This window comes from Nocardioides sp. Z22_16 (assembly GCF_058134365.1).
Genome location: NZ_JBYTTI010000002.1, coordinates 93,722 through 118,139 on the forward strand (window position 1 = coordinate 93,722; position 24,418 = coordinate 118,139).

The 24,418-nt window shown below is 73.4% G+C and carries 27 protein-coding genes and 3 tRNA genes; 20 read left to right on the top strand and 10 right to left on the bottom strand.

Features of this window, described 5'->3' with window-relative positions; genetic code table 11:
- Positions 1–4: 4 nt before the first annotated feature.
- The 4 genes from AC3X7R_RS04635 to AC3X7R_RS04650 form a co-directional block, all read right to left on the bottom strand.
- Entirely contained in the window at positions 5–682 is a 678-nt protein-coding gene (locus AC3X7R_RS04635; protein WP_489964399.1) for a histidine phosphatase family protein, read from the bottom strand.
- Positions 683–685: 3 nt separating this feature from the next.
- Complete coding sequence (locus AC3X7R_RS04640) at positions 686–2,515, bottom strand: class I SAM-dependent methyltransferase (protein WP_489964400.1); 1,830 nt, start codon at positions 2,513–2,515, stop codon at positions 686–688.
- Positions 2,516–2,628: 113 nt separating this feature from the next.
- Positions 2,629–3,804, bottom strand: coding sequence for a fumarylacetoacetase (fahA, locus tag AC3X7R_RS04645; protein WP_489964401.1), 1,176 nt, complete (start codon positions 3,802–3,804; stop codon positions 2,629–2,631).
- Positions 3,801–4,631 (bottom strand): hypothetical protein, encoded by an 831-nt coding sequence (locus AC3X7R_RS04650; protein ID WP_489964402.1) that lies wholly within the window; start codon positions 4,629–4,631, stop codon positions 3,801–3,803. The genes fahA and AC3X7R_RS04650 overlap by 4 nt, the downstream gene beginning before the upstream one ends.
- Before the next feature lie 79 nt (positions 4,632–4,710).
- Between AC3X7R_RS04650 and AC3X7R_RS04655 the strand changes: the two genes are divergently transcribed.
- The gene (locus tag AC3X7R_RS04655; RefSeq protein WP_489964403.1) at positions 4,711–5,916 is read left to right on the top strand and encodes a homogentisate 1,2-dioxygenase; all 1,206 of its coding nucleotides are present in this window, start codon (positions 4,711–4,713) and stop codon (positions 5,914–5,916) included.
- A gap of 12 nt (positions 5,917–5,928) precedes the next feature.
- Positions 5,929–6,948, top strand: coding sequence for a 5'-3' exonuclease (locus AC3X7R_RS04660; protein WP_489964404.1), 1,020 nt, complete (start codon positions 5,929–5,931; stop codon positions 6,946–6,948).
- On the opposite strand, the gene AC3X7R_RS04665 is transcribed toward AC3X7R_RS04660, so the two are convergent.
- Positions 6,918–7,550 (bottom strand): methyltransferase, encoded by a 633-nt coding sequence (locus AC3X7R_RS04665; protein WP_489964405.1) that lies wholly within the window; start codon positions 7,548–7,550, stop codon positions 6,918–6,920. The two genes, AC3X7R_RS04660 and AC3X7R_RS04665, sit on opposite strands and share 31 nt — an antisense overlap.
- A 43-nt stretch (positions 7,551–7,593) precedes the next feature.
- Here AC3X7R_RS04665 and AC3X7R_RS04670 point away from each other — a divergent pair, with 43 nt between their 5' ends.
- Positions 7,594–8,859, top strand: a complete 1,266-nt coding sequence (locus AC3X7R_RS04670; protein WP_489964406.1) for a multidrug effflux MFS transporter — start codon at positions 7,594–7,596, stop codon at positions 8,857–8,859.
- On the opposite strand, the gene nemA is transcribed toward AC3X7R_RS04670, so the two are convergent.
- Complete coding sequence (nemA, locus tag AC3X7R_RS04675) at positions 8,852–9,967, bottom strand: N-ethylmaleimide reductase (protein ID WP_489964407.1); 1,116 nt, start codon at positions 9,965–9,967, stop codon at positions 8,852–8,854. The two genes, AC3X7R_RS04670 and nemA, sit on opposite strands and share 8 nt — an antisense overlap.
- A 117-nt stretch (positions 9,968–10,084) precedes the next feature.
- Between nemA and AC3X7R_RS04680 the strand changes: the two genes are divergently transcribed.
- The 4 genes from AC3X7R_RS04680 to AC3X7R_RS04695 are packed head-to-tail and all read left to right on the top strand — an operon-like array spanning position 10,085 to position 12,753.
- Positions 10,085–11,080: a pirin family protein gene (locus tag AC3X7R_RS04680; protein ID WP_489964408.1), complete on the top strand. Its 996-nt coding sequence runs from the start codon at positions 10,085–10,087 to the stop codon at positions 11,078–11,080.
- Between the two features lie 55 nt (positions 11,081–11,135).
- The gene (locus AC3X7R_RS04685; protein ID WP_489965129.1) at positions 11,136–11,702 is read left to right on the top strand and encodes a DNA-3-methyladenine glycosylase I; all 567 of its coding nucleotides are present in this window, start codon (positions 11,136–11,138) and stop codon (positions 11,700–11,702) included.
- Complete coding sequence (locus AC3X7R_RS04690; RefSeq protein WP_489964409.1) at positions 11,702–12,052, top strand: CidA/LrgA family protein; 351 nt, start codon at positions 11,702–11,704, stop codon at positions 12,050–12,052. The genes AC3X7R_RS04685 and AC3X7R_RS04690 overlap by 1 nt, the downstream gene beginning before the upstream one ends.
- Entirely contained in the window at positions 12,049–12,753 is a 705-nt protein-coding gene (locus AC3X7R_RS04695; RefSeq protein WP_489964410.1) for an LrgB family protein, read from the top strand. Before AC3X7R_RS04690 ends, AC3X7R_RS04695 begins: the two co-directional genes overlap by 4 nt.
- Here AC3X7R_RS04695 and AC3X7R_RS04700 read toward each other — a convergent pair.
- The gene (locus tag AC3X7R_RS04700; RefSeq protein WP_489964411.1) at positions 12,750–13,265 is read right to left on the bottom strand and encodes a GNAT family N-acetyltransferase; all 516 of its coding nucleotides are present in this window, start codon (positions 13,263–13,265) and stop codon (positions 12,750–12,752) included. The two genes, AC3X7R_RS04695 and AC3X7R_RS04700, sit on opposite strands and share 4 nt — an antisense overlap.
- Positions 13,266–13,323: 58 nt before the next feature.
- The gene (locus AC3X7R_RS04705) at positions 13,324–13,953 is read right to left on the bottom strand and encodes a class I SAM-dependent DNA methyltransferase (protein ID WP_489964412.1); all 630 of its coding nucleotides are present in this window, start codon (positions 13,951–13,953) and stop codon (positions 13,324–13,326) included.
- Positions 13,954–14,044: 91 nt separating this feature from the next.
- Here AC3X7R_RS04705 and AC3X7R_RS04710 point away from each other — a divergent pair, with 91 nt between their 5' ends.
- The 8 genes from AC3X7R_RS04710 (at position 14,045) to AC3X7R_RS04745 (ending at position 19,363) form a co-directional block, all read left to right on the top strand.
- Positions 14,045–15,460 carry a hypothetical protein gene (locus tag AC3X7R_RS04710; RefSeq protein WP_489964413.1) on the top strand — a complete coding sequence of 472 codons (1,416 nt, stop codon included), beginning with the start codon at positions 14,045–14,047 and terminating at the stop codon, positions 15,458–15,460.
- A gap of 55 nt (positions 15,461–15,515) precedes the next feature.
- Positions 15,516–16,916 carry an amidase gene (locus AC3X7R_RS04715; protein WP_489964414.1) on the top strand — a complete coding sequence of 467 codons (1,401 nt, stop codon included), beginning with the start codon at positions 15,516–15,518 and terminating at the stop codon, positions 16,914–16,916.
- A gap of 49 nt (positions 16,917–16,965) precedes the next feature.
- Positions 16,966–17,038 (top strand) — tRNA-Thr (locus AC3X7R_RS04720).
- Positions 17,039–17,080: 42 nt separating this feature from the next.
- Positions 17,081–17,154: transfer RNA gene (locus AC3X7R_RS04725), tRNA-Met, on the top strand.
- Between the two features lie 80 nt (positions 17,155–17,234).
- Entirely contained in the window at positions 17,235–17,405 is a 171-nt protein-coding gene (rpmG, locus tag AC3X7R_RS04730) for a 50S ribosomal protein L33 (protein WP_056682466.1), read from the top strand.
- A gap of 83 nt (positions 17,406–17,488) precedes the next feature.
- Positions 17,489–17,893 carry an FAS1-like dehydratase domain-containing protein gene (locus AC3X7R_RS04735; protein ID WP_489964415.1) on the top strand — a complete coding sequence of 135 codons (405 nt, stop codon included), beginning with the start codon at positions 17,489–17,491 and terminating at the stop codon, positions 17,891–17,893.
- Complete coding sequence (locus tag AC3X7R_RS04740; RefSeq protein ID WP_489964416.1) at positions 17,890–18,315, top strand: MaoC/PaaZ C-terminal domain-containing protein; 426 nt, start codon at positions 17,890–17,892, stop codon at positions 18,313–18,315. Before AC3X7R_RS04735 ends, AC3X7R_RS04740 begins: the two co-directional genes overlap by 4 nt.
- Complete coding sequence (locus AC3X7R_RS04745) at positions 18,308–19,363, top strand: UDP-N-acetylmuramate dehydrogenase (protein WP_489964417.1); 1,056 nt, start codon at positions 18,308–18,310, stop codon at positions 19,361–19,363. The genes AC3X7R_RS04740 and AC3X7R_RS04745 overlap by 8 nt, the downstream gene beginning before the upstream one ends.
- Here the strand turns inward: AC3X7R_RS04745 and AC3X7R_RS04750 are convergent.
- Positions 19,355–20,368, bottom strand: coding sequence for an adenosine deaminase (locus tag AC3X7R_RS04750; protein ID WP_489964418.1), 1,014 nt, complete (start codon positions 20,366–20,368; stop codon positions 19,355–19,357). The two genes, AC3X7R_RS04745 and AC3X7R_RS04750, sit on opposite strands and share 9 nt — an antisense overlap.
- Positions 20,369–20,385: 17 nt before the next feature.
- A complete protein-coding gene (locus AC3X7R_RS04755) occupies positions 20,386–21,621 on the bottom strand; it encodes a pyridoxal phosphate-dependent aminotransferase (protein ID WP_489964419.1) in 1,236 nt (411 codons plus the stop codon).
- Positions 21,622–21,739: 118 nt separating this feature from the next.
- On the opposite strand from AC3X7R_RS04755, the gene AC3X7R_RS04760 reads away from it, so the two are divergent.
- From AC3X7R_RS04760 to rplA, 5 genes are all read left to right on the top strand, one after another.
- A tRNA-Trp gene (locus AC3X7R_RS04760) sits at positions 21,740–21,812 on the top strand.
- A gap of 56 nt (positions 21,813–21,868) precedes the next feature.
- A complete protein-coding gene (gene secE / locus AC3X7R_RS04765; RefSeq protein WP_489964420.1) occupies positions 21,869–22,135 on the top strand; it encodes a preprotein translocase subunit SecE in 267 nt (88 codons plus the stop codon).
- A 73-nt stretch (positions 22,136–22,208) separates the two neighbouring features.
- Positions 22,209–23,009, top strand: a complete 801-nt coding sequence (gene nusG, locus AC3X7R_RS04770; protein WP_489964421.1) for a transcription termination/antitermination protein NusG — start codon at positions 22,209–22,211, stop codon at positions 23,007–23,009.
- Between the two features lie 92 nt (positions 23,010–23,101).
- On the top strand, positions 23,102–23,530 hold the full coding sequence (gene rplK, locus AC3X7R_RS04775) for a 50S ribosomal protein L11 (RefSeq protein ID WP_489964422.1): 429 nt from the start codon (positions 23,102–23,104) through the stop codon (positions 23,528–23,530).
- Positions 23,531–23,614: 84 nt separating this feature from the next.
- Positions 23,615–24,334: a 50S ribosomal protein L1 gene (gene rplA, locus AC3X7R_RS04780; protein WP_489964423.1), complete on the top strand. Its 720-nt coding sequence runs from the start codon at positions 23,615–23,617 to the stop codon at positions 24,332–24,334.
- The last annotated feature ends 84 nt before the right edge of the window (positions 24,335–24,418 follow it).

The window sequence follows — 24,418 nt, forward strand, 5'->3', positions numbered from 1 at the left end:
CGGCCTACTCGTCGACCGGCTCGCCGGTCGGGTCCGGGGCGGAGTCGTCGTCGAGCAGGTGGCCGCCGAGCGGGTCCGCGTGCCACTCCACCAGCCGCCACCCCCGGGTGGGGTGACCCTCCACGGTGACCAGGCCGGTGTTGTGCAGCGGGCTGGTCGCCTCGGGGGTGCCCGCGACCTCGGGCACCCGGGCGGCGACCCAAGTGCGGATGGCCGCGCCGTGGCTGACCACCAGCGCGGTGCCGGCGCCGCTCTCCGCGATCCGGGCGACGTCGGCGTCGTAGCGCGCGAGGAACTCCTCGCCGGTCTCGCCGCCGGGCATCCGGGTGGCGAGCTCGCCGTGCACCCAGCGCTGGACGGTGGTCAGGTAGCCGTGGACGGAGTCGCGGTCGGTGGCCATCTCGTAGCGGCCGGCGGAGATCTCGTGGAGCCCCGGCAGCACGCGCTGCGGCAGGTGGGCGCTCTCGAGCAGCGGCGCGGCGGTCTGCTGGGTCCGCACCAGCCGGGAGACGAAGACCCCCTCCACGCCGGTGCCGGCCAGGATCCGCGCGGCCGCGGCCGCCTGCGCGCGCCCGAGGTCGGTGAGGTCGAGCCCCGGCTCGCCGGTGTCCAGCGCCCCGGCCACGTTGGCGTGGGTCTGGCCGTGGCGCAGCAGCAGGAGGCGCAGGGAGGGAGCCGCCACGCCTCAGGCCTCGGCCGCGGTCGGAGCGTCGAGGCGGGCGAGCACCCGGAAGGCGTTGCCCGGCTGGTCCAGGCCCTCCCGGCGGGCCGACACCTGGGCCACGGCCGCGGCGACCGCGCCGACGGGCAGGGCCGCGGCGACGACCGCGGCCCGCGCGAGCCGCTCGGCACGGGTGGGGCGGGGCAGCCACGGCATCCACGGCCGAGGCACCACCTGGCCGGCCGCGAACCAGACGGCGGGCAGCACGTCGATGCCCCGCGTGCTCGGCTCGCGGTAGCGGTCGAGCACGGTGAACCCGCGTTGCTCCAGGGCCTGCTCGAGGCGCGCCATGGAGAGGAAGTGCTGGTGCTGCGGCTGGAGCCAGGGCATCCAGTACGGACCCAGCAGGCGTCCGGAGGCGCAGTCGGGGTCGGGTACCTCCACCATCAGCAGGCCACCCGGCTTGAGCGCGGTGACCGCCGCGTCGAGCTCGGCGAGCGGCTCCCGGGTGTGCTCGAGGTAGTGGAGCATGCTGACCACGTCGAACTGCCCGGCGAGATCGGCCGCGACGTCGGGGAAGAAGCCCCGGTGTGCCCGGTCGACCCAGCCGCGGAGCGCGGCGTCGTCGATCGCCTGGCTCTGCTCGACCCCCTCGAAGGAGGTGGTGGGGAACCGCTCCTTGGCGATGAGGCAGAAGTGGGCGTGCCCGCTGCCCACGTCGAGCCAGCGCGCGGGCTCGGTCGTGGCGTGGGCGGCGACCATGCCGACGCGGCCGGCGTACTCGTCGTCGGAGGAGGCGAAGACCTTCTCCATCTCCGCGCCCGCGAAGCCGTCGTAGTAGTCGCGGTAGTAGAAGTCGAGCCCCTCGAGGCTCAGTCGCGGGTTCTGGAAGACGTGTCCACAGGTGGCGCACTCGTCGAGGGTGAAGGCACCCGGCTTGTGCTGGATCAGGTCGGGGGAGGTGATGCGCGGCGCGACGTCGGGCGAGCCGCACCAGCGGCACGAGTCGACCCGCTCCTCGAAGAACCGCGCGGTGCCGCGCTCCAGCTCCTTGGCGTAGAGCGGCCGCAGCTCGTCGGAGAGGCGGACGGTGGGCGCCGGCGGCGCCGGTGCCCGCATCAGGGCGAGCGAGCGACGCGCCTCGTGGAGCCACCGCCCGGCGCGGCCGCCGGCACGACCGCGGCCGACCAGGCGCGGCTGGAGCTGGTGGGCGAGGAGTGCCGGGAGGCCGACCCGGGGCGCCAGCAGGGCGCCGGCGCCGACCACGGCCAGGGACGCGGTCGTCCCCACCTGGTGGCTGGTGGCGTAGCGGTCCAGCACGGTGCGCAGCACCGTGAGCTCCTCGGAGGCCGAGAGGGGGATCGACCGCTCGTCCGGGGCCACCACGAAGTCGGTGCGGCGCGGGGCGAACCGCTTGACCTGCCGGCTGGCCTCGACGAGCTCGGCGGCGCTGACCGGCCCGGCCGGCAGCTGGGCGCGGCCCCCCAGCTCGCTGCGGACCAGCAGGGCGTGGCCGGCGCTGTGCCCCTCGCACAGCGGGTCGCGCCGGAAGGTGCGGGTGTCGACCTGCCGCAGCAGACCCGTCACCCGCTCCGCCGGGAGGTCGTCAGGCACCAGGTCGACGGCGTCCAGACCCTCGCGCTCCGCCCAGGCGACGGCCGCGGCCACGGTCGCCGGACGCACCTCCACACCGTGGGCGGCGAGGGTCACCCAGCCGTCGGGGGCGGGGGCGTCCCCGGCGGGCAGCGGCACGAGCCCCTCGCCCCGGCCGCGCAGGCGCAGGCCGTTGAGCACCATCCCGGCCGCGGTGGCGGCGGTGAGGGTCCGGGCGGCTCGGGTGAGGCTCTTGGGCATGACTCGTCCCTGACTCGTAGCGCTGGCTGGTCGGCGTCCCCACCGCCTCGGCGGGGTCCTGCGACCCTAGCGAGGTGGGACGCGGGGCGGGAGGCGTTCCGAGTGCTGGCGGGTCAGGGGCGCGCGGGGGCGATCCGGCCCGCCACGTCGCCCAGGGTGATCCGCCCGCCGCCCGTGCCGGGGGCGGAGTAGCGCAGCACCACCTCGTCCCCGTCCTCCAGGGCGATCCGCTCCTCGGCGCCCACGGCGACGGGCTCGCGCCAGCCCCACGTGAGCTCCAGCAGCGAGCCGAGCTGGTCGGGCCGGCCCCCCGAGACCGTGCCGGAGGCGAAGAGGTCACCGGGGGTCAGCGAGGCGCCGTTGACCGTCAGGTGGGCGAGCATCTGGGCCGGCGACCAGTACATGGCGGCGTACGGCGGCCGGCTGACGACGTGGCCGTTGACCAGCACCTCCACCGCGACGTCGAGGCCGCGGGTCCGGCCCGGGGCCAGGTAGGGCAGGGGGGTCGGGTCCTGCCGGGGCAGGTCGGTCCAGGCGGCCTCCAGGGCGGCCAGCGGGGTCACCCAGGCGGAGACGCTGGTGGCGAAGCTCTTGCCGAGGAACGGGCCGAGGGGGACGTACTCCCAGCCCTGGATGTCGCGGGCGCTCCAGTCGTTGAGCCCCACCACCCCGAAGACGTGGTCGGCCAGGTCGTCGGCCGCCACCCGCTCGCCGAGCGCGGTGCCGGTGCCGACCACGAAGCCGAGCTCGGCCTCGAGGTCGAGGCGCGTGGTCGGGCCGAAGACGGGGGCGGGGTCGGAGGGGCCCTTGCGCTGACCGAGGGGCCGGATGATCTCGGTGCCGCTGACCACCACGGTGCCGGCCCGGCCGTGGTAGCCGACCGGCAGGTGCCGCCAGTTGGGCAGCAGCGGCTCGGCGTCGGGGCGGAAGATCCGCCCGACGTTCGAGGCGTGGTGCTCGGAGGCGTAGAAGTCGACGTAGTCGCGCGGCGCGAAGGGCAGGTGCAGCGTCACGTCCGCCAGCGGCAGCAGGTGCGCCGCGACCCGGTCCGGCTCGTCGCGGAGCAGACCGGTGACGGCGCTCCGGGCGGTCTCCCAGGCCGCCCGCCCCGCGGCCAGGAACGGGTTGAGGGAGCCGGCCCGCCAGTGCGCGTCCGGCAGGACGGCGGAGAGGTCGAGGACGTGGTCGCCGTACCGCACCCCCACGCGCGGTGCGGGATCCTGCGCGGTGGAGAGGACGCCGTACGGCAGGTGGTCGAGCCCGAAGCCGTCGCCGGTGGTCGCGCTCACCCCAGCAGGCCCAGCGCGCGCAGGTCCGCGAGCGGCTCGGCGACCGAGCAGGAGCCGAACGAGGTGAACCAGCGCCTGGCCCCGGCGAGCGCCTCCTCGGCGCGCAGCGCGTCGGCCAGGGCGGCCGGGTCCCGCTCGGCCAGGGTCGCCACCACCTCGTCCCGGGCGGCGCCGTCGAAGGCGCGCCGGGTCGCCAGCAGCACGTTGGCGAAGCCGTGCTCGTCGTCGTGGCGCACGGCGCGGTGCAGGCCGGCGGTGCACTTGAAGGGGGTCTCCCGGTCCAGCGCCGCGTCGATCCGCTCGGCGAGGTCGGCCTCGTCGGCGGGGAGCGAGCCGTCGGGGGCGCCGGTGCGGAGCTTGAGCCGCAGCTCGGCGGCGGCGAGCTCGTCGACGGCCCGGAGCCAGGAGGCGCCCACCCGGCCGGGGACCTCCACGTGGACCGGGGTCTCCTCGTCGAGGAGCCCCTCGTCCCGGGCTGCGTCGACCGCGGCCAGCACCCGCCGGGCGTTGCCGGCCAGGTCGTCGAGGTCGCGCAGCGCGATCTCCACCCCCGCCACGTCGAGGCCGGTGCGGGCGGCCAGCCCGAGCGGACCGGCGAGCTGGCCGGCGCCCCCGGTGACGACCACCGAGAGGGGCACGCCCGCGTCGCGGGCCTCAGGCAGGTCGGTGTCGCGGAGCACGAAGGTGCCGACCAGCCCGGTGGCGCGGTGCGCCGGGTAGGCGGCGAGGGCCTCGCCCAGCGGCGCGTTCCCCGGCGGGAAGATCGCCGCGTCGTCGACGATCCCGGCCCAGGCGGGAGGAAGGGTCTCTGGCGTGGTGGCGGTCACGGGGCTACTCTAATCAAGCGATATGCGAACACAAACGTTCGATGAGCGAACCACACGAGTCGACGGCAGGAGGCGCCTCATGACCTACTACCGGAGCGTGGGAGACGTCCCGCCCAAGCGGCACACCCAGCACCGCGACCCCGACGGCGCGCTCTACCGCGAGGAGCTGATGGGGGAGGAGGGCTTCTCCTCCGACTCCTCGCTGCTCTACCACCGCGGCGTGCCGTCGGCGATCGTGGACAGCCGGGTCTGGGAGCTGCCCGACCAGGCGCGCACCCCCAACCACCCCCTCACGCCGCGCCACCTACGCCTCCACGCGCTCTTCGGCGCCCCGGGCGAGGGTGCCGGGGCGGATCCGGTCACCGGCCGCCGGCAGGTGCTGGGCAACGCCGACGTGCGGATCGGCTACGTCGTCACCGGCGTGGAGCCGAGCCCGCTCTACCGCAACGCCGTCGGTGACGAGTGCGTCTTCGTGGAGTCCGGGAGCGGCACCGTCGAGACCGTCTTCGGGGTGCTGCCCTACCGCAGCGGGGACTACGTGCTCGTCCCGCGGGCCTGCGACCACCGCTGGGTGCCGGCGGAGCCGTCCCGGCTCTACGCGATCGAGGCCACCAGCCACATCCACCCGCCCAAGCGCTACCTCTCCCGCTTCGGGCAGCTCCTCGAGCACGCGCCGTACTGCGAGCGGGACCTGGGCGGCCCCACCGAGCCCTGGCTGGTCGAGGGGAGCGACGTGGAGGTGCTGGTCAAGCACCGCACCTCGGGCGGGATCGTCGGCACCCGGCTGACCTACGCCACCCACCCCTTCGACGTGGTCGGCTGGGACGGCTGCCTCTACCCCTGGACCCTCAACGTCGCCGACTTCGAGCCGATCACCGGACGCGTGCACCAGCCGCCGCCGGTCCACCAGGTCTTCGAGGGGCACAACTTCGTGATCTGCAACTTCGTGCCGCGCAAGGTCGACTACCACCCGCTGGCGGTCCCGGTGCCCTACTACCACTCCAACGTCGACTCCGACGAGGTGATGTTCTACGTCGCCGGTGACTACGAGGCGCGCAAGGGCTCGGGGATCGGCGTCGGCTCGATCAGCCTGCACCCGGGGGGCCACTCGCACGGCCCGCAGCCCAGCGCCATCGAGGCGTCCCTGGGCGCCGAGGCCTTCGACGAGCTGGCCGTCATGGTCGACACCTTCGCCCCGCTGGAGCTCGGGGAGGGCGGCCTCGCCGCCGAGGACCCGGCGTACGCGTGGACCTGGGCGGGCGGGGCCAGGGGGGAGCGGGGCTAGGCTCGCCCTGCCATGGCCCCGGAGAACGCACGCAGGCTGCTGCTCGCCGTCGACGCGCCGTCGCTGCTGCACCGCCACCACCACGCCCGGGTCCTCTCCGACCTGCGCGACCGCAACGGCCGCCCGGCGTGGGCGCTGCACGGGATGCTGCGCCAGATCCTCGAGGCGATCGACATGTTCGCCCCCGACGCGGTGATCTTCGGCCTCGACGACCGCACCAGCTCGGTGCGCGAAGAGCTCTACCCCGACTACAAGGCCGGCCGCGCCGAGAAGGACGCCGCCCTGGTCGAGCAGCTGGAGCGGGCGGGCGCGCTGCTCGACGCGCTCGGGCTGGCGACGCTGACCCCGCCGGGGCTGGAGGCCGACGACGTCAACGCCTCCGCGGCGACCTGGGCGGTGGAGCACGACTGGGACTGCGTGCTGGTCACCTCCGACCGTGACTCCTTCGCCCACATCAGCGACCACACCCGGGTGCTGCGGCTGATCAACGGCGGGATGGCGGGCTCGCCGCTGCTGACGCCCCGCGCCCTGCGGGCGATGTACGACGTGACGCCGGCGCAGTACCTGGAGTTCGCCGCCCTGCGCGGCGACGCCAGCGACAACCTGCCCGGGGTGACCGGCCTGGGGGAGAAGACGGTCCCCGTGCTGCTCAACCAGATGGGGTCGATGCAGGCGGTCTGGGCCGACATCGACCACAGCGGTGGCCGCCACCTCGTCGCCACCCTCGACTCCTGGAGCGAGGAGACCGGCCGGCGCCGGATCGGGGCCGGGCTGCTGCGCCGGCTGACCGCCCCGGGGGCGCGGGAGCGGTACGCGTTCAACCTGGCCCTGATGTCCGGCCGCACCGACCTCGACCTGGGCCTGACCCCGGACGTCCCCGGCACCCCGGGCCTGCTGCCGCTCGACCCGCTGCGGGTCTCCAGGGTGGTGGGCCACCTCGGGGTCGAGACGACCACCGCCCTGGCGCTGCGGGTGCTCACCGAGCCGCCCGCCTCGACCGGTCAGCTCGCGGGGTACGCCGCCCCGAGGTGAGCGAGGTGGGCCAGGACGCCGCGCTCGAAGCGACGCACCTCGACCAGCCCGACCCGCTCCGGTTGCACGGCGGAGACCAGGGCCTCCACCTGCTCGGTGGTGCCCAGCTGGAGCACCGCGTGGCCGCCGTCGGCGAGGTGCCGGTCGACCAGCGCCAGGCACTGGGCGGCCACGTCCAGCCCCTCCGGGCCGCCGTCGATCGCCAGCTCCGGGTCGTCGGGGTAGCGCGCGACCTCCGCCCGGGGTACCCACGGCGGGTCCGCCAGGACCAGCGGGAACCGCTCGTCGGGCCGCAGCACCTCGGCCATGAAGCCCTGCCGGATCTCCGGCGCGAGCCCCGCCGTGGCGGCGTTGGCGGCGGCGAAGTCGCAGGCCACGGGGTTGGCGTCGACCATCACCAGGTCACGCCCCGTGAGGTGCTGCAGCACCAGGCCGATGTGCCCGGCGCCGCTGCACAGCTCCAGCGCCGGACCGGCCGGGGCGTCGTCGGCGAGGGCGGCCAGCCACTCGGCCTGCGCGGCCGTCCACGGGCGCGGCTCGAGGACGCGGCGGTCCCAGGCGATCCGCAGGCCGCCGATCAGGCTCTCCCTCACTGTCTCCATGGGCCCTGATCATGCCAACCCCTGCCCAGCGCATACTCGTGCGGTGACCCAGCCCTCGCTCGACCCCCGCAGTCGACGGGCCCTGGTGGTGATCCCGGCCGTGCTGGCGATGCTCTCGATGATCGGTCCGTTCAGCATCGACACCCCGTTCCCGGCGTTCACCCAGATGCGCACCGACTTCGGCGTGGGCGCCCCGGAGATGCAGCTGGTGGTCACCGCCTACCTGGCGTCGTTCGCGGCGATGAGCATCTTCCACGGGCCGCTCTCCGACGCGGTGGGCCGCAAGCCGGTGATCATCGGCTCGCTCGCCGTCTACGTGGGCGCCTCGATCGGCGCCGCCTTCTCCCCGGACCTCGGGGTGCTGCTGGCCTTCCGGGTGCTGCAGGGGCTGAGCGCCGGCGGGGCGACGATCGTGAGCCGCACCGTGATCCGCGACCTCTTCGACGGCGACCAGGCACAGGTCCTGATGAGTCGCGTCGCGATGATCTTCGGCCTCGCCCCGGCCATCGCCCCGGTGGTCGGAGGAGTGGTGCTGCAGCTCGGCCCGTGGCCCTGGGTCTTCTTCTTCATGGCGGTGCTGGGGGTGGTGCTGGTCGCGGCGACCGCGTGGGTGCTCCCCGAGAGCCACCCCCCGTCGCGGCGGGTGCCGCTGCGTCCGGCCTCGGTGCTGGGCGGGTTGGTCGAGGTGGCCCGACTGCCGGGGTTCCACCGGGTCGCGTGGGCGGCGACCTTCGCCTTCGGCGGCCAGTTCCTCTACATCGGCGGCGCCGCGCTCTTCGTGGTCGACCTGCTCGGGCTGGGGGAGCTCGACTTCTGGGTCTTCTTCGTGCCGATGATCGGGTCGATGGTCGTCGGCTCCTGGATCTCCGGGCGTGCCGCCGGCCGGATCACCGGACGCCGCCTGGTCAGCGCCGGCTTCGTCGTCTCGGTGACCGGGGCGGTGGTCGGCGTGGCGCTCTCGCTGACACCGTGGTCCACCGACCTGCCGTGGGCGGTGGTCGGGCCGAGCATCCTCGCCCTGGGCAACGGGATGTCCTACCCGACCCTGCAGCTGATGCTGCTCGACCTCTTCCCCGAGCGTCGGGGCGCGGTCGTCTCCGGCAGCTCCTTCCTCACGCTCATGCTCAACGCGACCGTCGCGGTGCTGGTGACGCCGCTGATCGCGGTCTCGGCGCTGGGCTTCGCCGCCACCGCGCTGGTCATGGTGGTGCTGGGTCAGCTCCTCTGGAGCTGGCACTGCCGGGTCGAGGACCGCGACACCGAGCCGCCCCCGCGTCCGGAGCGGCTGGAGCCGACCGACCTCATGTGAGGGCGGGGTAGTCCGTGTAGCCCTCGGCGCCGCCGCCGTAGAAGCTCCCGGGCCGCTGCGCGTTGAGGGCGGCGCCGCGGGCCAGCCGCGCGGGCAGGTCCGGGTTGGCGAGGAAGGTGCGACCGAACGCGACCGCGTCGGCCCAGCCGGCGGCAAGGACGCGCTCGGCCTTCGCCGCGTCGTAGCTGCCGGCGACGACCAGGGTGCCGGGGTACGCCGCGCGCAGCGCGTCGCGGAACTCGCCGTCGAGGGCGGGCCCGCCCGCCCAGTCCGGCTCGGAGAGGTGCAGGAAGGCCAGGTCGCGGTCGGCGAGGTCGCGGGCCAGCAGCAGGCCCTCGGCGGCCCCGTCGGGGTCCTCGAGGCCGTTGAACCGCCCCATCGGCGAGAGCCGGACGGCGACCCGCCCCGCGTCCCACTCGGCGCCGCACGCGTCGACCACCTCGAGCAGCAGCCGTGCCCGGTTCTCCCGCGAGCCGCCGTAGCCGTCGGTGCGATGGTTGCTCACCGCCGAGAGGAACTGGTGGAGCAGGTAGCCGTGGGCGGCGTGGATCTCCACCAGGTCGAACCCTGCGTCGCGGGCGTGCGAGGTGGCGCGGCGGTACTCCTCGACCAGGCGCGGGAGCTCCTCGGTCCCCAGCGCCCGCGGCACCGGCACGTCGGCGCGGACGACCCGGCCCTGCTCGTCCTTGAGGCTGGTGCGGGTCCGCACGCTGACGGCCGAGGCGGAGACCGGCTTCTCGCCGTCGTGCAGCGACTCGTGGCCGACCCACCCGGTGTGCCACAGCTGGGCGGCGATCAGACCGCCCTCGGCGTGCACCGCGTCGGTGACCCGGCGCCACGCCGCGACCTGCGCCGGGCTGTGCAGCCCGGGGGTGTCGGCGTACCCCTTGCCCTCGGGGCTGATCTGGGTGCCCTCGCTGATCACCAGGCCGGCGGACGCGCGCTGGCGGTAGTACTCGACGTGCAGGTCGCCGACGAGGTCGCCGGGCTGCTCGGCTCGCATCCGGGTCAGCGGCGCCATGAAGACCCGGTTCGCGGCCTCGACCGCGCCCAGCGCCAGCGGCTCGAGGAGTGCGGAGGCAGGGCTCGGTGCGGGGTGGTCGGCCATGCCGTGCCCCAACCGGGGCGTCGAGGGGCCTATTCCCCCGCGGTCGCGTGCGGCCTCCGTCTCGCGTGCTCGACACACCTGGTGACGAGCCTTGCCAAGGTGGACAGTATGGGGACCATGACCAATCCGGAGCCACGCCCGCGGGAGCAACGGATCACGTCCGGCGACACCGAGCTGTCGCTGGAGGTCCTGCCGTCCCGGGAGGTGCCGCTGGGCGGCCCGCGGGGAATGCGGGTGCGCCGGACCCTGCCGCAGCGCCACCGCTCCCTGATCGGCGCCTGGTGCTTCCTGGACCACTACGGACCCGACGAGGTGGCCGAGAGCGGCGGTATGCGGGTGCCCCCGCACCCGCACACCGGGCTCGCCACGGTCAGCTGGCTCTTCACCGGTGAGATCGAGCACCGGGACTCCTCCGGGGCCCACGCCATGGTGCGGCCGGGGGAGTTCAACCTGATGACGGCGGGTCGCGGCATCAGCCACTCCGAGGTCTCCACCGAGGAGACCGACGTGCTGCACGGCGTCCAGCTGTGGCTGGCGCTCCCGGAGGGGGCCCGCGACGTCGAGCCGCGCTTCGAGCACTACGTGCCGCGGCCGGTGCGCGGCCCCGGCTGGGAGGGCCGGGTCTTCCTCGGCTCCCTGCTGGGCGACCGGTCGCCGGTGCAGACCCACACCCCGCTCGTCGGTGCCGAGGTGATGCTCGCCGAGCGGGCCACCATGGACCTCGACGTGGACCCCGCCTTCGAGCACGGGGTGCTGGTCGACGTCGGGCACGCCAGCGTCGACGGCCAGGAGGTCAAGCCCGGCGAGCTGCTCTACCTGGCGCCAGGCCGCTCCCGGCTCGAGCTGGAGTGCCACGACGAGGCGCGCCTGGTGCTGATCGGCGGACCTCCCTTCGGGGAGGAGATCATGATGTGGTGGAACTTCGTGGGCCGCACCCACGAGGAGATCGTGGCCTACCGGGGCGAGTGGCAGGCCCAGCTGCACCGCGACGGCGGGCTGGTCACCGACAGCACGCAGGTGAACCCGGGACGGTTCGGCGTCGTGGCCGGGCAGCACCTCCCGCCGCTGCCCGCGCCCACCCTGCCCAACGGCCGCCTCAAGCGCCGCCGCTGACACCTCCCGCGACGCGCCCCCCTGCGCGGCGCTGGCAGACTGCTGGACCGTGAGCGTGCCTGAGGCGGTGGTCGGCGAGGACGGCCTGGCGCGCTGCCCGTGGGCGGTCGGGCACCCGGTCAACCTCGCCTACCACGACACCGAGTGGGGGGTCCCGATCCACGGGGAGGCCGCCCACCTCGAGCGCCTCACCCTGGAGGCCTTCCAGTCGGGGCTCTCCTGGCTGACCATCCTCAACAAGCGGCCCGCCTTCCGGGCAGCGTTCGCGGGCTTCGACGCGGACGCGGTGGCGGCGTACGACGAGCGCGACGTCGAGCGCCTGCTGGCCGACGCGGGCATCGTGCGCAACCGGCGCAAGATCGAGGCCGCGGTGACCAACGCGCGGGCGACCGTGGCGCTGCGCGAGGCGGGCGGTCTCGAGGAGCTGATCGCGCGGCACCGCCCCGCCGGCCCCGTGGTGCCGCAGGCGGCCACCACCTCGGCGGAGTCGCTCGCGCTCTCGAAGGCGCTGAAGCAGCGCGGCTTCGTCTTCGTCGGGCCCACCACCATGTATGCCCTGATGGAGGCGATCGGCCTCTTCGACCCGCACCTTCCCGGGTGCTTCCGGCGCGGGGCCTGCTGATGCTGCGCGGGCTGACCGTCCTGCTGGCCTGCCAGCTCGCCGGCGAGGTGGTCGTGACCGCGGCCCGGCTCCCGGTGCCCGGCCCGGTGGTCGGGATGGTGCTCCTCTTCCTGCTCCTCCAGGCACGCCCGCCGGAGGCCGGCGCGGGCACCCTCCGGGCCGCCGACGTGCTGCTGCGCCACCTGCAGCTCCTCTTCGTGCCCGCCGGGGTCGGCGTGGTCGTCTACCTGACCGTGCTCCGCGAGGACGCGCTGCCGATCACCGTCGCCCTGGTGGGCTCCTGGCTGGCGGGGCTGCTCGTCGTCGGGTGGACGGTCTCCTGGCTCGGACGACGGCGAGGCGTCCGGTGAGCGGGGAGTGGCGCGAGCTCGCCTCCTCGCCGCTGGCGCTGGTGCTGGTCACCCTGCTCGGCTACCGGCTCGGCCTCCGGCTGCGCGACCGGACCGGCGGGCACCCGGTCGCCCAGCCGGTCCTGGTCGCGGTGGTGGTGGTCGCGGTGGCGATCACGCTCGCCGACGTCGACTACGCGACGTACGCGGACGGCGCGGCGCTGATCAGCTTCTGGCTCGGGCCGGCGACGGTGGCCCTCGCGGTCCCGCTGCACCGTCAGGTCCGGCGGCTGCGCGGCGTGGTGGGGCCGATGCTGGTGGCGATCCCGCTGGGCGCCGCGGTCTCGATCCTCAGCGCCTACGGCCTCGTCACGGCGCTGGGCGGCGGCGAGGAGCTCGCGCTGACCATGTCGCCGAAGGCGGCCACCACCCCCGTCTCGATCGCGCTGTCGGAGGAGATCGGGGGGATCCCCGCGCTGACCGCGGTGGTGACCGTCACCGCCGGGGTGCTCGGCGCGGTCGCGGGCCCGACCCTGCTGACCCTCGCCCGGGTGCGGAGCCGGGAGGCCAGGGGGCTGGCCCTGGGCGCCTCCTCGCACGGCATCGGCACCGCTCGGGCGCTGCACGAGGACGAGACCGAGGGCGCCTTCTCGGGGCTCTCGATGGGGCTGACCGCTCTGGCGACCAGCCTGCTGCTGCCGATGCTGCTCTGGCTGCTCTAGGACGCGGAGTCGTCGAGCTCCTTGAAGTAGCGGGCGACCGGCCAACGTGCGAAGCCGAGGGACTCGTAAGCCAGACGAGCCGGCGTGTGCCCGGAGTCGGCGCCGGTCTCCACCATCACCATCGTCATGCCGGCTGCCCTCGACCGAGCGAACGAGCGCTCCAGGAGGGCGCGCCCGACGCCCCGCTGCTGGTGGTCGGGGTCCACGACGACGACGTACACCTCGCCCATGCAGTCCTCGGGGTGCAGTCGCGTGCAGACCCAGCCGATCGGCCGGTCGCCGTCGAGCGCGACGTCGACGTTCTCGGGCTCGCTCTGCAGGATCTCCGCGAGGTCCTGGCGCTGCCGGTCACGCCAGCCCGTGGGGTAGAAGGCGGCGTAGACGAAGGAGGGAACCTCCTGCTCGACCGCCGGAAACACGGGCTCCCAGGCCCGCAGTGCGAGCTCGAGCAGCGCGGCGTGGTGGCTCGGGGCGTACGGCACGAGAACCGGAGGAACGGGGTGGGAGGTCACCCCAGGAGTGTGGACCATCACGTGTGGTCAGGGGACCGGTGAGATGGGTTCGTCGGCGTCACGTCCCCCGCACGCACGCCAGGTGACAGGTCGGAAAGCGGGAGGAGTCGTCGCGCTGGGCCACCACCCGCCACCGCTCGGCAAGGCCGGCGTCGGCCAGCGCCGAGGCCATCGCGTCGGGGTGCCAGCGCCACGCCCTGGCGACGGCGTGGTCGAACTCGAGCACGGGGCGCCCCGGGTCCTCGCTGACCTGGAACGCGACCAGGACGTGGGCGCCGGACCGGAGCCGGGCGGCCCACGCCGCCAGCACTCCCGGCACGGACGCGGGGGCCACGTGGATCAGGCTGAACCGAGCCAGGATCCCGGCGAGGGGGACGAGGTCCCTGGGCAGACGCCCCAGGCCCGCGTCGTCCTGGTGCCACGGCAGCTGCGGGTAGCGCCGACGTGCGAGGTCGAGCATGCCGGTCGAGGGATCGACCCCCAGCACCTCCAGCCCGCGCGTGGCGAGGTCGTGGGTGATGTGTCCCGCACCGCACCCCACGTCCGCGACCGGTCCTCCCGGCCCGTCGGACCGGAGCTCGTCGGCGAAGAGGGCCACGACGTGCCGCTCCAAGGGTGTGGCGTAGCCGGTCGGGAACGTCTCGTCGTACGCGCTCGCGAGGGCGTCGTAGCCGGGCTGGGTCTGCACGACGCCATGGTCGCAGCCGGGGGTGTCCACCCGGCGTCCGGATGCTGATCTTGGCGTGGTATCCGAATGTGTGTTCGAGAGAGAATGGACCATGGTGCCGCCGCCCGCGACCGAGTCGATGCTCCTCTCCGAGCGCGTCGACGAGCTGGACGCTGTCGGCGTGCTGGCGGAGTCCGCCCGGATGTTCCGTGAGCGCCGCGCGGCCGAGGTCGCCGAGCTGCGGCTGGCCGGCCAGTGGGCGGTGCTGCACGGCACCGACCCGCGCGAGGATCCCACGGCGTCGCCCGCCGAGCGGCTCGTCCCCTTCGGCGGCGAGGGGACTCCGTGGGTCCGCGACCTCTGTCCGGGCGAGCTGGCACTGGTCCGCCAGGTCGGCTGGGCGACCGCCCGCGCCGCCATCGCCGACGTGCTCGACCTGCAGCACCGCCTGCCCCGGGTCTGGGCCGTCGTCGAGGCGCTCGAGGCGGAGCCCTGGGTGGCCCGGAAGGTCGCTGTGCTCAGCCGCGCGGTGGCGCTGGGCGACGTCCGCGTCGTCGACGCGGCCGTCGCCCAGGCCATCGCGGGAGAGGCGCCCAGTCGGGTGCTGGAGCTGGCGAGGGCCAAGGTGATCGAGGCGGACCCCGAGGCCCACGCGCACCGGGTGGCGGTCGAGCGAGGACGGCGGCACGTCACCCTCTCCCGCACCGACGAAGTCGGTCTGAGGCACGTGATCGCCCGGGTCGAGGCAGGCGACGCGGTCTACGTGGACGCGATGGTCGCGCGGGTCGCCGAGATCCTCCGCGAGCGGTTGCACGCATCCGGTGTGCCGCCTCGCGAGCAGCCGACGGGCGACGTGCTGCGCTCCGAGGCGTTCGGCTGGCTGGCTCGGCCCGCCGAGCTCCTGCGGCTCCTCCTGGAGCACGCCGAGGGAGCGGACCCCGGCGACCCGGACCCGGACCCGGACCCGGACCCGCCAACGTCCCGCACCACGGCGTTCCCCGCCGACCTGCTGGCCGCCCTGCGATCGATCGACCCCACCCGCCTGCGCCCCCGAGCCTGCCTCTACGTCCACGTGACCGCTGATGCGCTCGCCGACGCCGACCGGGCCGTGGCCCGGCTGGAGGAGCACGGACCGCTGCTGGTCGCTCAGCTCGCCGGTCTCCTCCGGCACGCACGGGTCGATCTCAAGCCCGTGGTCAACCTGGCCGAGGACGTGCGGGTCACGGCCTACGAGCACCCGGAGTGGCTGCGCGAGCGCGTCTGGCTCCTCGCCGGCAGTGGCGACCGGTTCCCGTGGTCAGGCTCGGCCAGTCGCCACGTGGACCTCGACCACGTCCGGCCCTGGTCGCGCGGTGGGCCTCCGGGGCAGACCGGCACCCACAACGCGCACCCGCTGCTGCGCCGGCACCACCGGTGGAAGACGCACGCCCGGGGTGGGGTCTGGCAGGTGGGCCGAGCCCGATGGCTCTGGCGCAGTCCGCACGGCAGGTACGTGCTCGTCGGACCGGAGGGAACGGCGGCCCTGTGACGCGATGGCGACGTGTCCTCGACTCGCGTGGTGACGCAGGTTACTGTCCGGTCGCATGACGCGACGCCATGCCTACGCCGAGGACGCTTTGCTCGACCACGACGCCGTCGGCCTGGTCGAGATGCTGCACCGGGGCGAGGTCTCGCCCGTCGAGCTGGTCGAGGCGTCGATCGCCCGGACCCTCGAGGTGGACGAGCACCTCGGCACCCTCGCGGTGGAGATGTTCGACCTGGCGCGGCACCGGGCGCGGGACCCGCGCGGCGGCTACTTCTCGGGGATCCCGACCGTCATCAAGGACAACGCCGACGTGGCCGGCGTCCCGACCCAGCACGGCACCGACGCCTTCGTCTCCCCGGCTGCCACCCGGGACGGCGACTTCGCGCGGATGTTCCTGGCCACCGGCGTCATCCCGCTCGGCAAGTCCCGGCTCTCGGAGTTCGGGTTCTCCGGCGCGGTCGACCACCCGCGGCTCGGCCCGGTGCGGAGCCCCTGGCACCACGACCACTACGCCGGAGCCTCCTCCGCGGGCTCGGCCGCGCTGGTCGCCGCCGGGGCCGTGCCCCTGGCCCACGCCAACGACGGGGGAGGGTCGATCCGCATCCCGGCGGCCGTCAACGGGCTGGTCGGCCTCAAGCCCACCCGCGACCGGGTTCCCCAGGACAAGCTCAACCGCAGCATGCCGGTGCGGATCGTCGCCGACGGCGTGCTGACCCGCACGGTGCGTGACACGGCCGCCTTCCTGCGCGAGTCCGAGCGCATCTACCGCAACCCGGCCCTCCCGCCGGTGGGCGACGTGAGGGGGCCGTCGGGCCGGCGGCTGCGGGTCGCGGTCGTCACCGAGGGGGTGGGACGCAGCGCGTCGCCGGAGGTGCGGGAGCTCACCCTGAAGACCGCCGCCCTGCTCGAAGAGCTCGGCCACCAGGTCGAGCAGATCGACCCCCCGGTCCCGGACTGGTTCGCCGACCACTTCCTGCTCTACTGGTCGATGCTCTCGATGTTCCTGGTGCGCACCGGCCGCTCCACCCACGGCGACTCCTGGAGCCCGGCCAACCTGGACAACCTCACCCTCGGCCTCGCCCGGCACTGCCGGCGCAACCTGCACAAGCTGCCGGTGGCGATGGCGACCATGGCGGGCTCGCAGCTGATCTCTCGCAAGCACTACGAGCGGTACGACGTGACCCTCACCCCGACGCTGGCCACCGAGACCCCGCGCGTGGGGCACCTCGACCCGACCCGGGACTACGAGGAGGTCATCGACCGGCTCATGGACTGGGTCGCCTTCACGCCCCTGCAGAACGCCACCGGCGAGCCGGCCGTGAGCCTGCCGCTGGCGACCACCGCCGCGGGACTTCCGCACGGCATGCAGCTGGCCGCGGGCAAGGGTCAGGAGGCCCTTCTCCTCGACCTGGCGTACTCCCTGGAGGAGGCCCAGCCATGGCCGCGGATCCAGGACTGAGGGGCCGATTTCACGCCCGGCTCAGGCGTGTGTATTCTCTTCCGTCGTTGCCCCTTTAGCTCAGTCGGCAGAGCGTCTCCATGGTAAGGAGAAGGTCTACGGTTCGATTCCGTAAAGGGGCTCTGGGACGGGTCCCGTACTCTTGAGTGCGGTGCCTCCCCGGTGGCGGGGTAGCTCAGGTGGTTAGAGCACACGACTCATAATCGTGGTGTCGCGGGTTCGAGTCCCGCCCTCGCTACGAGAACGACCCCCTGGACGAAGCACCACGCCGGACCAGCCGGTACCGCATCACACCAAGCATTCGACGAAGGACTTCCCGTGGCCAGCAAGAGCTCTGACGTTCGCCCCAAGATCACGCTTGCGTGCGTGGACTGCAAGGAGCGCAACTACATCACCAAGAAGAACCGTCGGAACGACCCCGACCGTATGGAGATGAAGAAGTTCTGCCCGCGCTGCCGCACGCACACCGCGCACCGCGAGACCCGCTGACGGCTCGCTCTCCAGCGTCTCGACGCCGCGCGTCGCCGACCCGCCCGGTCTCACCCGGCGGGTCGCTCGCTATTTTGGCTGCCATGCCCCTCGACCAGTCCCTGGTGGGACGCAGCTTCCCGCCCACCGCCCCCTACGTGGTGACCCGCGAGGCGGTCTCCGCCTTCGCCGCGGCCACCGGCGGGGCCTACGACGGCGGCCCGGCGCCGGTGACCTTCCCCATCGTCCTCGCCTTCGACGCCATGCAGGACTTCCTGGACGCCGAGGGCCTGGCGCTGCACCGCGTCGTCCACGGGGAGCAGCGGTTCGCCTACGAGCGGCCCGTGCTGGTGGGTGACACCCTCACCGCCACCCTGACGGTCAGCTCGCTGCGCCACATCGGCGGCAACGACATCATCGGCACCACCAGTGCGCTCGCCGACGCCGACGGCACCCTGGTCTGCACCGCGCACGCCACCCTGGTCCACCGGGGCGAGGAGGAGTCGTGAGCACGCTGACCGCCGGGCAGGCGCTGGAGCCGCAGACCTACACCCTCGTCCGGGACGACCTGCTCCGCTACGCCGCGGCCAGCGGCGACCACAACCCGATCCACCAGGACGAGGCGGTCGCTCGCTCCGTCGGCCTCCCCGGGGTGATCGCCCACGGCATGTACACGATGGCGCTGGTCGGCCGCGCGGTGCGGGAGTGGACCGGCGGTGGCGAGGTGCGTCAGCTGGGCTGCAAGTTCACCAACCCGGTGGTCGTCCCGGCCGACGCCGGGGTCGAGGTACGGGTGGCCGGCACCGTCAAGGAGGTCGTGCCGGAGGCCGACGGCTCCGCGTCCGTCACCCTGGCGCTCGAGGTGACCAGCGCGGGGCAGAAGGTGCTGGGCATGCCCCGCGCCGTGGTGAGGCTGGCACCCGTTGGCTGAGCCCGCGCCGCGGCCCCTGCTGCGCGACCACACCACGCTGCGGCTCGGCGGGCCCGCCGACGAGCTGCTCGTCGCCACCACCGAGGCCGAGCTGGTCGGGGCGGTCGCCGACGCCGACGCCGCGGGCGTCCCGGTGCTGCTGCTCGCGGGCGGCTCCAACCTGGTGGTCGCCGATGCGGGGTTCGCGGGCCGCGTGGTCAAGATCGCGACCTCCGGCGTCGTCGCCGACGTCGAGGGCGACGCGGCGGCCTGCGGCGGCGTCCTGGTCAGGGTGGCGGCGGGGGAGTCGTGGGACGGCTTCGTCGCCCGGGCCGTCGCCCAGGGCTGGAGCGGCGTGGAGGCGCTCTCGGGCATCCCCGGCTCGGTGGGTGCCTCCCCGGTGCAGAACGTGGGCGCCTACGGCCAGGAGGTCTCCCAGACGATCGCCTCGGTGCGGACCTGGGACCGCGTCGAGCGGCGCCAGCGCACCTTCGCCGCCGCCGACTGCGGCTTCGCCTACCGCGACAGCCGCTTCAAGGCAGAGCCGGAGCGGTACGTCGTGCTCGAGGTGACCTTCCAGCTGCCGCTCGGGTCGCTGTCGGCCCCGGTCGGGTACGCCGAGCTCGCCCGCGCCCTCGGCGTGGAGGTGGGCGAGCGCGCCCCCCTGGACGCGGTGCGCCGGACCGTCCTCGCGCTGCGCCGCGGCAAGGGGATGGTCCTCGACGACGCCGACCACGACACCTGGAGCGCCGGCTCGTTCTTCACCAACCCGCTGCTCAGCGCCGAGCAGGCGGCCGCCCTGCCGCCCGGGGCGCCGCGCTTCCCGCAGCCCGACGGCCGGGTCAAGACCAGTGCCGCCTGGCTCATCGAGCACGCCGGCTTCGCCAAGGGGCACAGCCTGGGCGCCCCGGTCAGCCTCTCCACCAAGCACACGCTGGCGCTGACCAACCGGGGCGGAGCGACCACGGCCGACCTGCTCGCCCTGGCCCGCGAGGTCCGCGACGGGGTCGAGCGGGCCTACGGCGTGCGCCTGGTCAACGAGCCGGTGCTGGTGGGCGCCTCACTCTGAGAGCCAGGCGTCGATCTCGGCCAGCACCCGGGTGCGCAGGTCCGACGGCGCCCGGGAGGCGCGGATCGACATCCTGGCCAGCTCGGCGAGCTGCTCGTCGGTGAGCTCGTGGGCAGCCCGCATGGTGGCGTACTGCCCGGCCAGCTGCGACCCGAAGAGCAGCGGGTCGTCCGCGCCGAGGGCGACGGTGGCGCCGGCGGCCATCAGCTGGGGGAGGGGGACCGAGGTGAGGTCGGAGTAGACGCCCAGGGCGACGTTGGAGACCGGGCAGACCTCCAGCGCGGTCCCGCTCGCCACGATCCGCTCCAGCAGGCGCGGGTCCTCGGCCGCACGCACGCCGTGGCCCAGCCGGTCGGCGTGCAGCTCGTCGAGGCAGACCCGGATGTGCTCGGGGCCGCGCAGCTCGCCGCCGTGCGGCACGAGCAGGAGCCCGGCGCGCTCGGCGATGGAGAACGCGTGCGCGAACTCGTGGGTCAGCCCCCGGCGCTCGTCGTTGGAGAGGCCGAAGCCGACCACACCCCGCCCGGCGTACTGCGCCGCGAGCCGGGCCAGGGTGCGGGCGTCCATCGGGTGCCGGGTCCGGTTGGCGGCGATCACCACCGCCATGCCCAGCCCGGTGCGCGCCGAGGCGTCCGCCACGGCGTCCAGCACCAGGTCGGTGAAGGCGGTGATGCCGCCGAACCGCGCGGCGTACCCGCTCGGGTCGACCTGGATCTCCAGCCACCGGCCGCCGTCGCGGACGTCGTCCTCGGCCGCCTCCCGCACCAGGCGCCGGACGTCGCCCTCGGTGCGCAGCACCGAGCGGGCGACGTCGTAGAGGCGCTGGAAGCGGAACCAGCCCTTCTCGTCCGCCGCGGAGAGCTGCGGCGGCCACTCCGAGACCAGCGAGTCGGGCAGCGCGATGCCGTCGCGCTCCGCCAGCTCGAGCAGCGTGGCGTGCCGCATCGAGCCGGTGAAGTGCAGGTGCAGGTGCGCCTTCGGCAGCGTCAGCAGATCGCGCCTCACCCGGCTGGCCCCGGAGGTCAGGAGAACAGCTTCTGGATCCGGGAGACGCCCTCGATGAGGTCCTCGTCGCCCAGGGCGTAGGAGAAGCGGAGGTAGCCCGAGGAGCCGAACGCCTCGCCCGGCACCACGGCGACCTCGGCCTTCTCGAGGATGTACTCGGCGAGCTCGGCGGAGGTCTCGATCCGCACGCCCCCGTGCTCACGACCGAGCAGCCCCTTGACCGAGGGGTAGGCGTAGAAGGCCCCCTTCGGCGTCGGGCAGTAGACGCCCTCGATCTCGTTGAGCATCTCCACGATCTTGCGGCGGCGCCGGTCGAAGGCGACCTTCATCTCCTCCACCGCGGACAGGTCGCCGCTGATGGCGGCCAGCGCCGCGCGCTGGGAGACGTTGGCGACGTTGGAGGTGGCGTGCGACTGCAGGTTGCCGGCCGCCTTGACGAGGTCCTCGGGGCCGAGGATCCAGCCCACCCGCCAGCCGGTCATCGCGTAGGTCTTGGCGACCCCGTTGACGACGACGCAGTTGTCGGCGAGGAACGGGCACAGCACCGGCATCGACCCGGTCTCGACGTCGTCGTAGACCAGGTGCTCGTAGATCTCGTCGGTGAGCACCCACAGGTCGTTGTCCTCGACCCAGCGGCCGATCGCCCGGATCTCGTCGCTCGTGTAGACCGCTCCGGTCGGGTTGGACGGGGAGACGAAGAGCAGCACCTTGGTGCGCTCGGTGCGGGCCGCCTCCAGCTGCTCCACGGTGACCTTGTAGTCCTGCGTCTCGTCGGCCAGCACCTCGACGGCCACGCCGCCCGCGAGCGCGATGGCCTCGGGGTACGTCGTCCAGTACGGCGCCGGGACGATCACCTCGTCGCCCGGGTCGAGCATCGCCGCGAAGGCCTCGTAGATCGCCTGCTTGCCTCCGTTGGTCACCAGGACCTGGGCCGGGGTGACCTCGTAGCCGCTGTCGCGGCGGGTCTTCTCCACGATCGCCTGCTTCAGCTCCGGCAGGCCGCCGGCGGGCGTGTAGCGGTGGTTGCGCGGGTCGCGGCACGCCTCGGCGGCGGCGTCGACGATGTAGTCGGGGGTGGCGAAGTCCGGCTCCCCGGCACCGAAGCCGATCACCGGACGACCCTGCGCCTTGAGCGCCTTCGCCTTCGCGTCGACCTTGAGGGTCGCGGACTCGGCGATGGCGCCGATCCTGCGGGAGACGCGCCGCGCGCGGGGGTTGTCGGAGGACGGGGTCGAGGTGGGAGACTCACTCATGCGGCCATGGTAGGCGTTTGGACGAGAGCTCCGACGCCCCGTACACTCCTCGTCTGGTGGTTTCTCCACATGCTTCGGCCTGCCCTCCACGGTGGGTCGGCGCCGGGGAGCGACCCGGAGGGCACTAGCTCAACTGGCAGAGCATCGGTCTCCAAAACCGAAGGTTGGGGGTTCAAGTCCCTCGTGCCCTGCAAGGCGCACCACGTCTGCAGCAGAACTCGTCACACATTCCGATGGAGGCCCGAACGTGTCTGACACGAAGGCGGCTCCCGAGCCACGCGGTGGCAAGGGCCCCGACAAGGACACGGGCAGCACCCGCACCGACCCGGTGACCTTCATCCGGCAGGTGATCGCCGAGCTCCGCAAGGTCGTGTGGCCCACCCAGTCGCAGCTCGTCACCTACTTCATCGTGGTGATGGTCTTCGTGCTGGTGATGATGACGCTGATCGCAGGTCTCGACCTCGCGTTCGGCAAGCTGGTCTTCGAGATCTTCACCGGCGACAGCAAGTTGTGACCGGTTCCCCGGAGCCCCGGGGCCCACGCAAGTCCAGCGAGAAGCAACGGAATCCCAAGTGACGGAGCAGCACGTGTCTGAGCAGAACGACTCGACCGAGGCCGAGCAGGCCGACATCGAGGCGACCGAGCCCACCGAGACCGAGCACACCGAGACCGACGACGCCGACCTCGAGGCCCAGGACGCCGGGACCGAGGACGCGGAGACGGACGACGACTCCGCCGAGCAGTCCGACGAGCCCGCCGACGACGACCCGCTGGAGAACTTCCGCCGCGAGCTGTGGGCCAAGCCCGGCGACTGGTTCGTGGTGCACACCTACTCCGGCATGGAGAAGCGGGTCAAGGCCAACCTGGAGAACCGCATCCAGGCCCTCGACATGGGTGAGTACATCCACGAGATCGTCGTGCCGACCGAAGAGGTCGCCGAGATCAAGAACGGCCAGCGCAAGATGGTCACCCGCACCGTCCTGCCCGGCTACGTCCTGGTCCGGATGGACCTCACCGACGAGTCCTGGTCGGCCGTGCGCCACACGCCGTCGGTGACCGGCTTCGTCGGCCACAGCCACAACCCCGTCCCGCTCTCGATGAGCGAGGTCGAGTCGATGCTGGCGCCGAGCGCCGTGGCGGTCGCCGAGGCCGAGGCCGAGGCCGCGAGCGTCAAGTCCGGGGGCACCCCCTCGGCGTCGAAGAAGCCGGTCGAGGTGGCCGACTTCGACGTCGACGACTCCGTCATGGTGGTCGACGGTCCGTTCGCCACGCTGCACGCGACGATCACCGAGATCAACGCCGAGTCGCAGAGGGTCAAGGCCCTCGTCGAGATCTTCGGCCGGGAGACTCCGGTCGAGCTGAGCTTCAGCCAGATCCAGCGGGTCTGAAGCACCAGCGCAGCAACACCTGAGGTGGCAGAGCCGGGATCGTGCCCGGCTCGAGAAGACCACGACGTACGAATCGAAGGAAGCACCTAGAGATGCCCCCCAAGAAGAAGATCGCTGCCCTGGTCAAGGTGCAGCTGCAGGCCGGCTCCGCGACCCCGGCGCCGCCGGTGGGTACCGCGCTCGGCCCCCACGGCGTGAACATCATGGACTTCTGCAAGGCGTACAACGCCCAGACCGAGTCCATGCGCGGCAACGTCATCCCCGTCGAGATCACCATCTACGAGGACCGCTCGTTCACGTTCATCACCAAGACCCCGCCGGCCGCCGAGCTGATCAAGAAGGCCGCCGGTCTGGCCAAGGGCTCCGGCGTGCCCGACAAGGAGAAGGTCGGCAAGCTGACCAAGGACCAGGTCCGCGAGATCGCGCAGACCAAGCTGCCGGACCTCAACGCCAACGACATCGAGGCCGCCATGAAGATCGTCGAGGGGACCGCCCGCTCCATGGGCGTCACCACCGACTGATCCCCGCACGGCCCACCTGATCGACACCCCGTGGCAGAGCCGCGCTGGCTCACCGACCACACTGGAGAGAAACGAGTACCAGACATGCAGCGCAGCAAGACCTACCGCGCGGCGGCGGAGAAGTTCGACAAGGACGAGCTCTACGCCCCGCTCACCGCGATCAAGATCGCCAAGGACAACAGCAAGAAGAAGTTCGACGAGACCCTGGACGTCGTGATGCGTCTCGGTGTCGACCCCCGCAAGGCGGACCAGATGGTGCGCGGCACCGTCAACCTGCCCCACGGCACCGGCAAGACCGCCCGCGTCCTCGTCTTCGCGAACGCCGAGAAGGCCGACGCCGCCCGTGAGGCCGGCGCCGACTTCGTCGGCGGCGACGAGCTGATCGAGAAGGTGAACGGCGGCTGGCTCGACTTCGACGCCGTCGTCGCGACCCCGGACATGATGGGCAAGGTCGGCCGCCTGGGCCGGGTGCTCGGTCCGCGCAGCCTGATGCCGAACCCGAAGACCGGCACCGTGACCCCGGACGTGGCCAAGGCCGTCACCGAGATCAAGGGCGGCAAGATCGAGTTCCGCGTGGACCGTCACGCCAACCTGCACTTCATCATCGGCAAGGCGTCCTTCTCCGAGGTCCAGCTCGCGGAGAACTACGCCGCGGCGCTCGAGGAGGTGCTGCGGCTCAAGCCCGCCAGCTCCAAGGGCCGCTACCTCCGCAAGGTGACGGTCTCCACGACGATGGGCCCCGGCATCCAGATCGACCCGACCCGCACCAAGAACGTCGCCTCCGAGGAGGAGGGCCAGGCCTGATCGCCTGACCCACCAGCACGGCAGACAGGGCCGGCCGCCCCGAGGGGTGGCCGGCCCTGTCGCGTCCCCGGTGCGGCTGGTCCG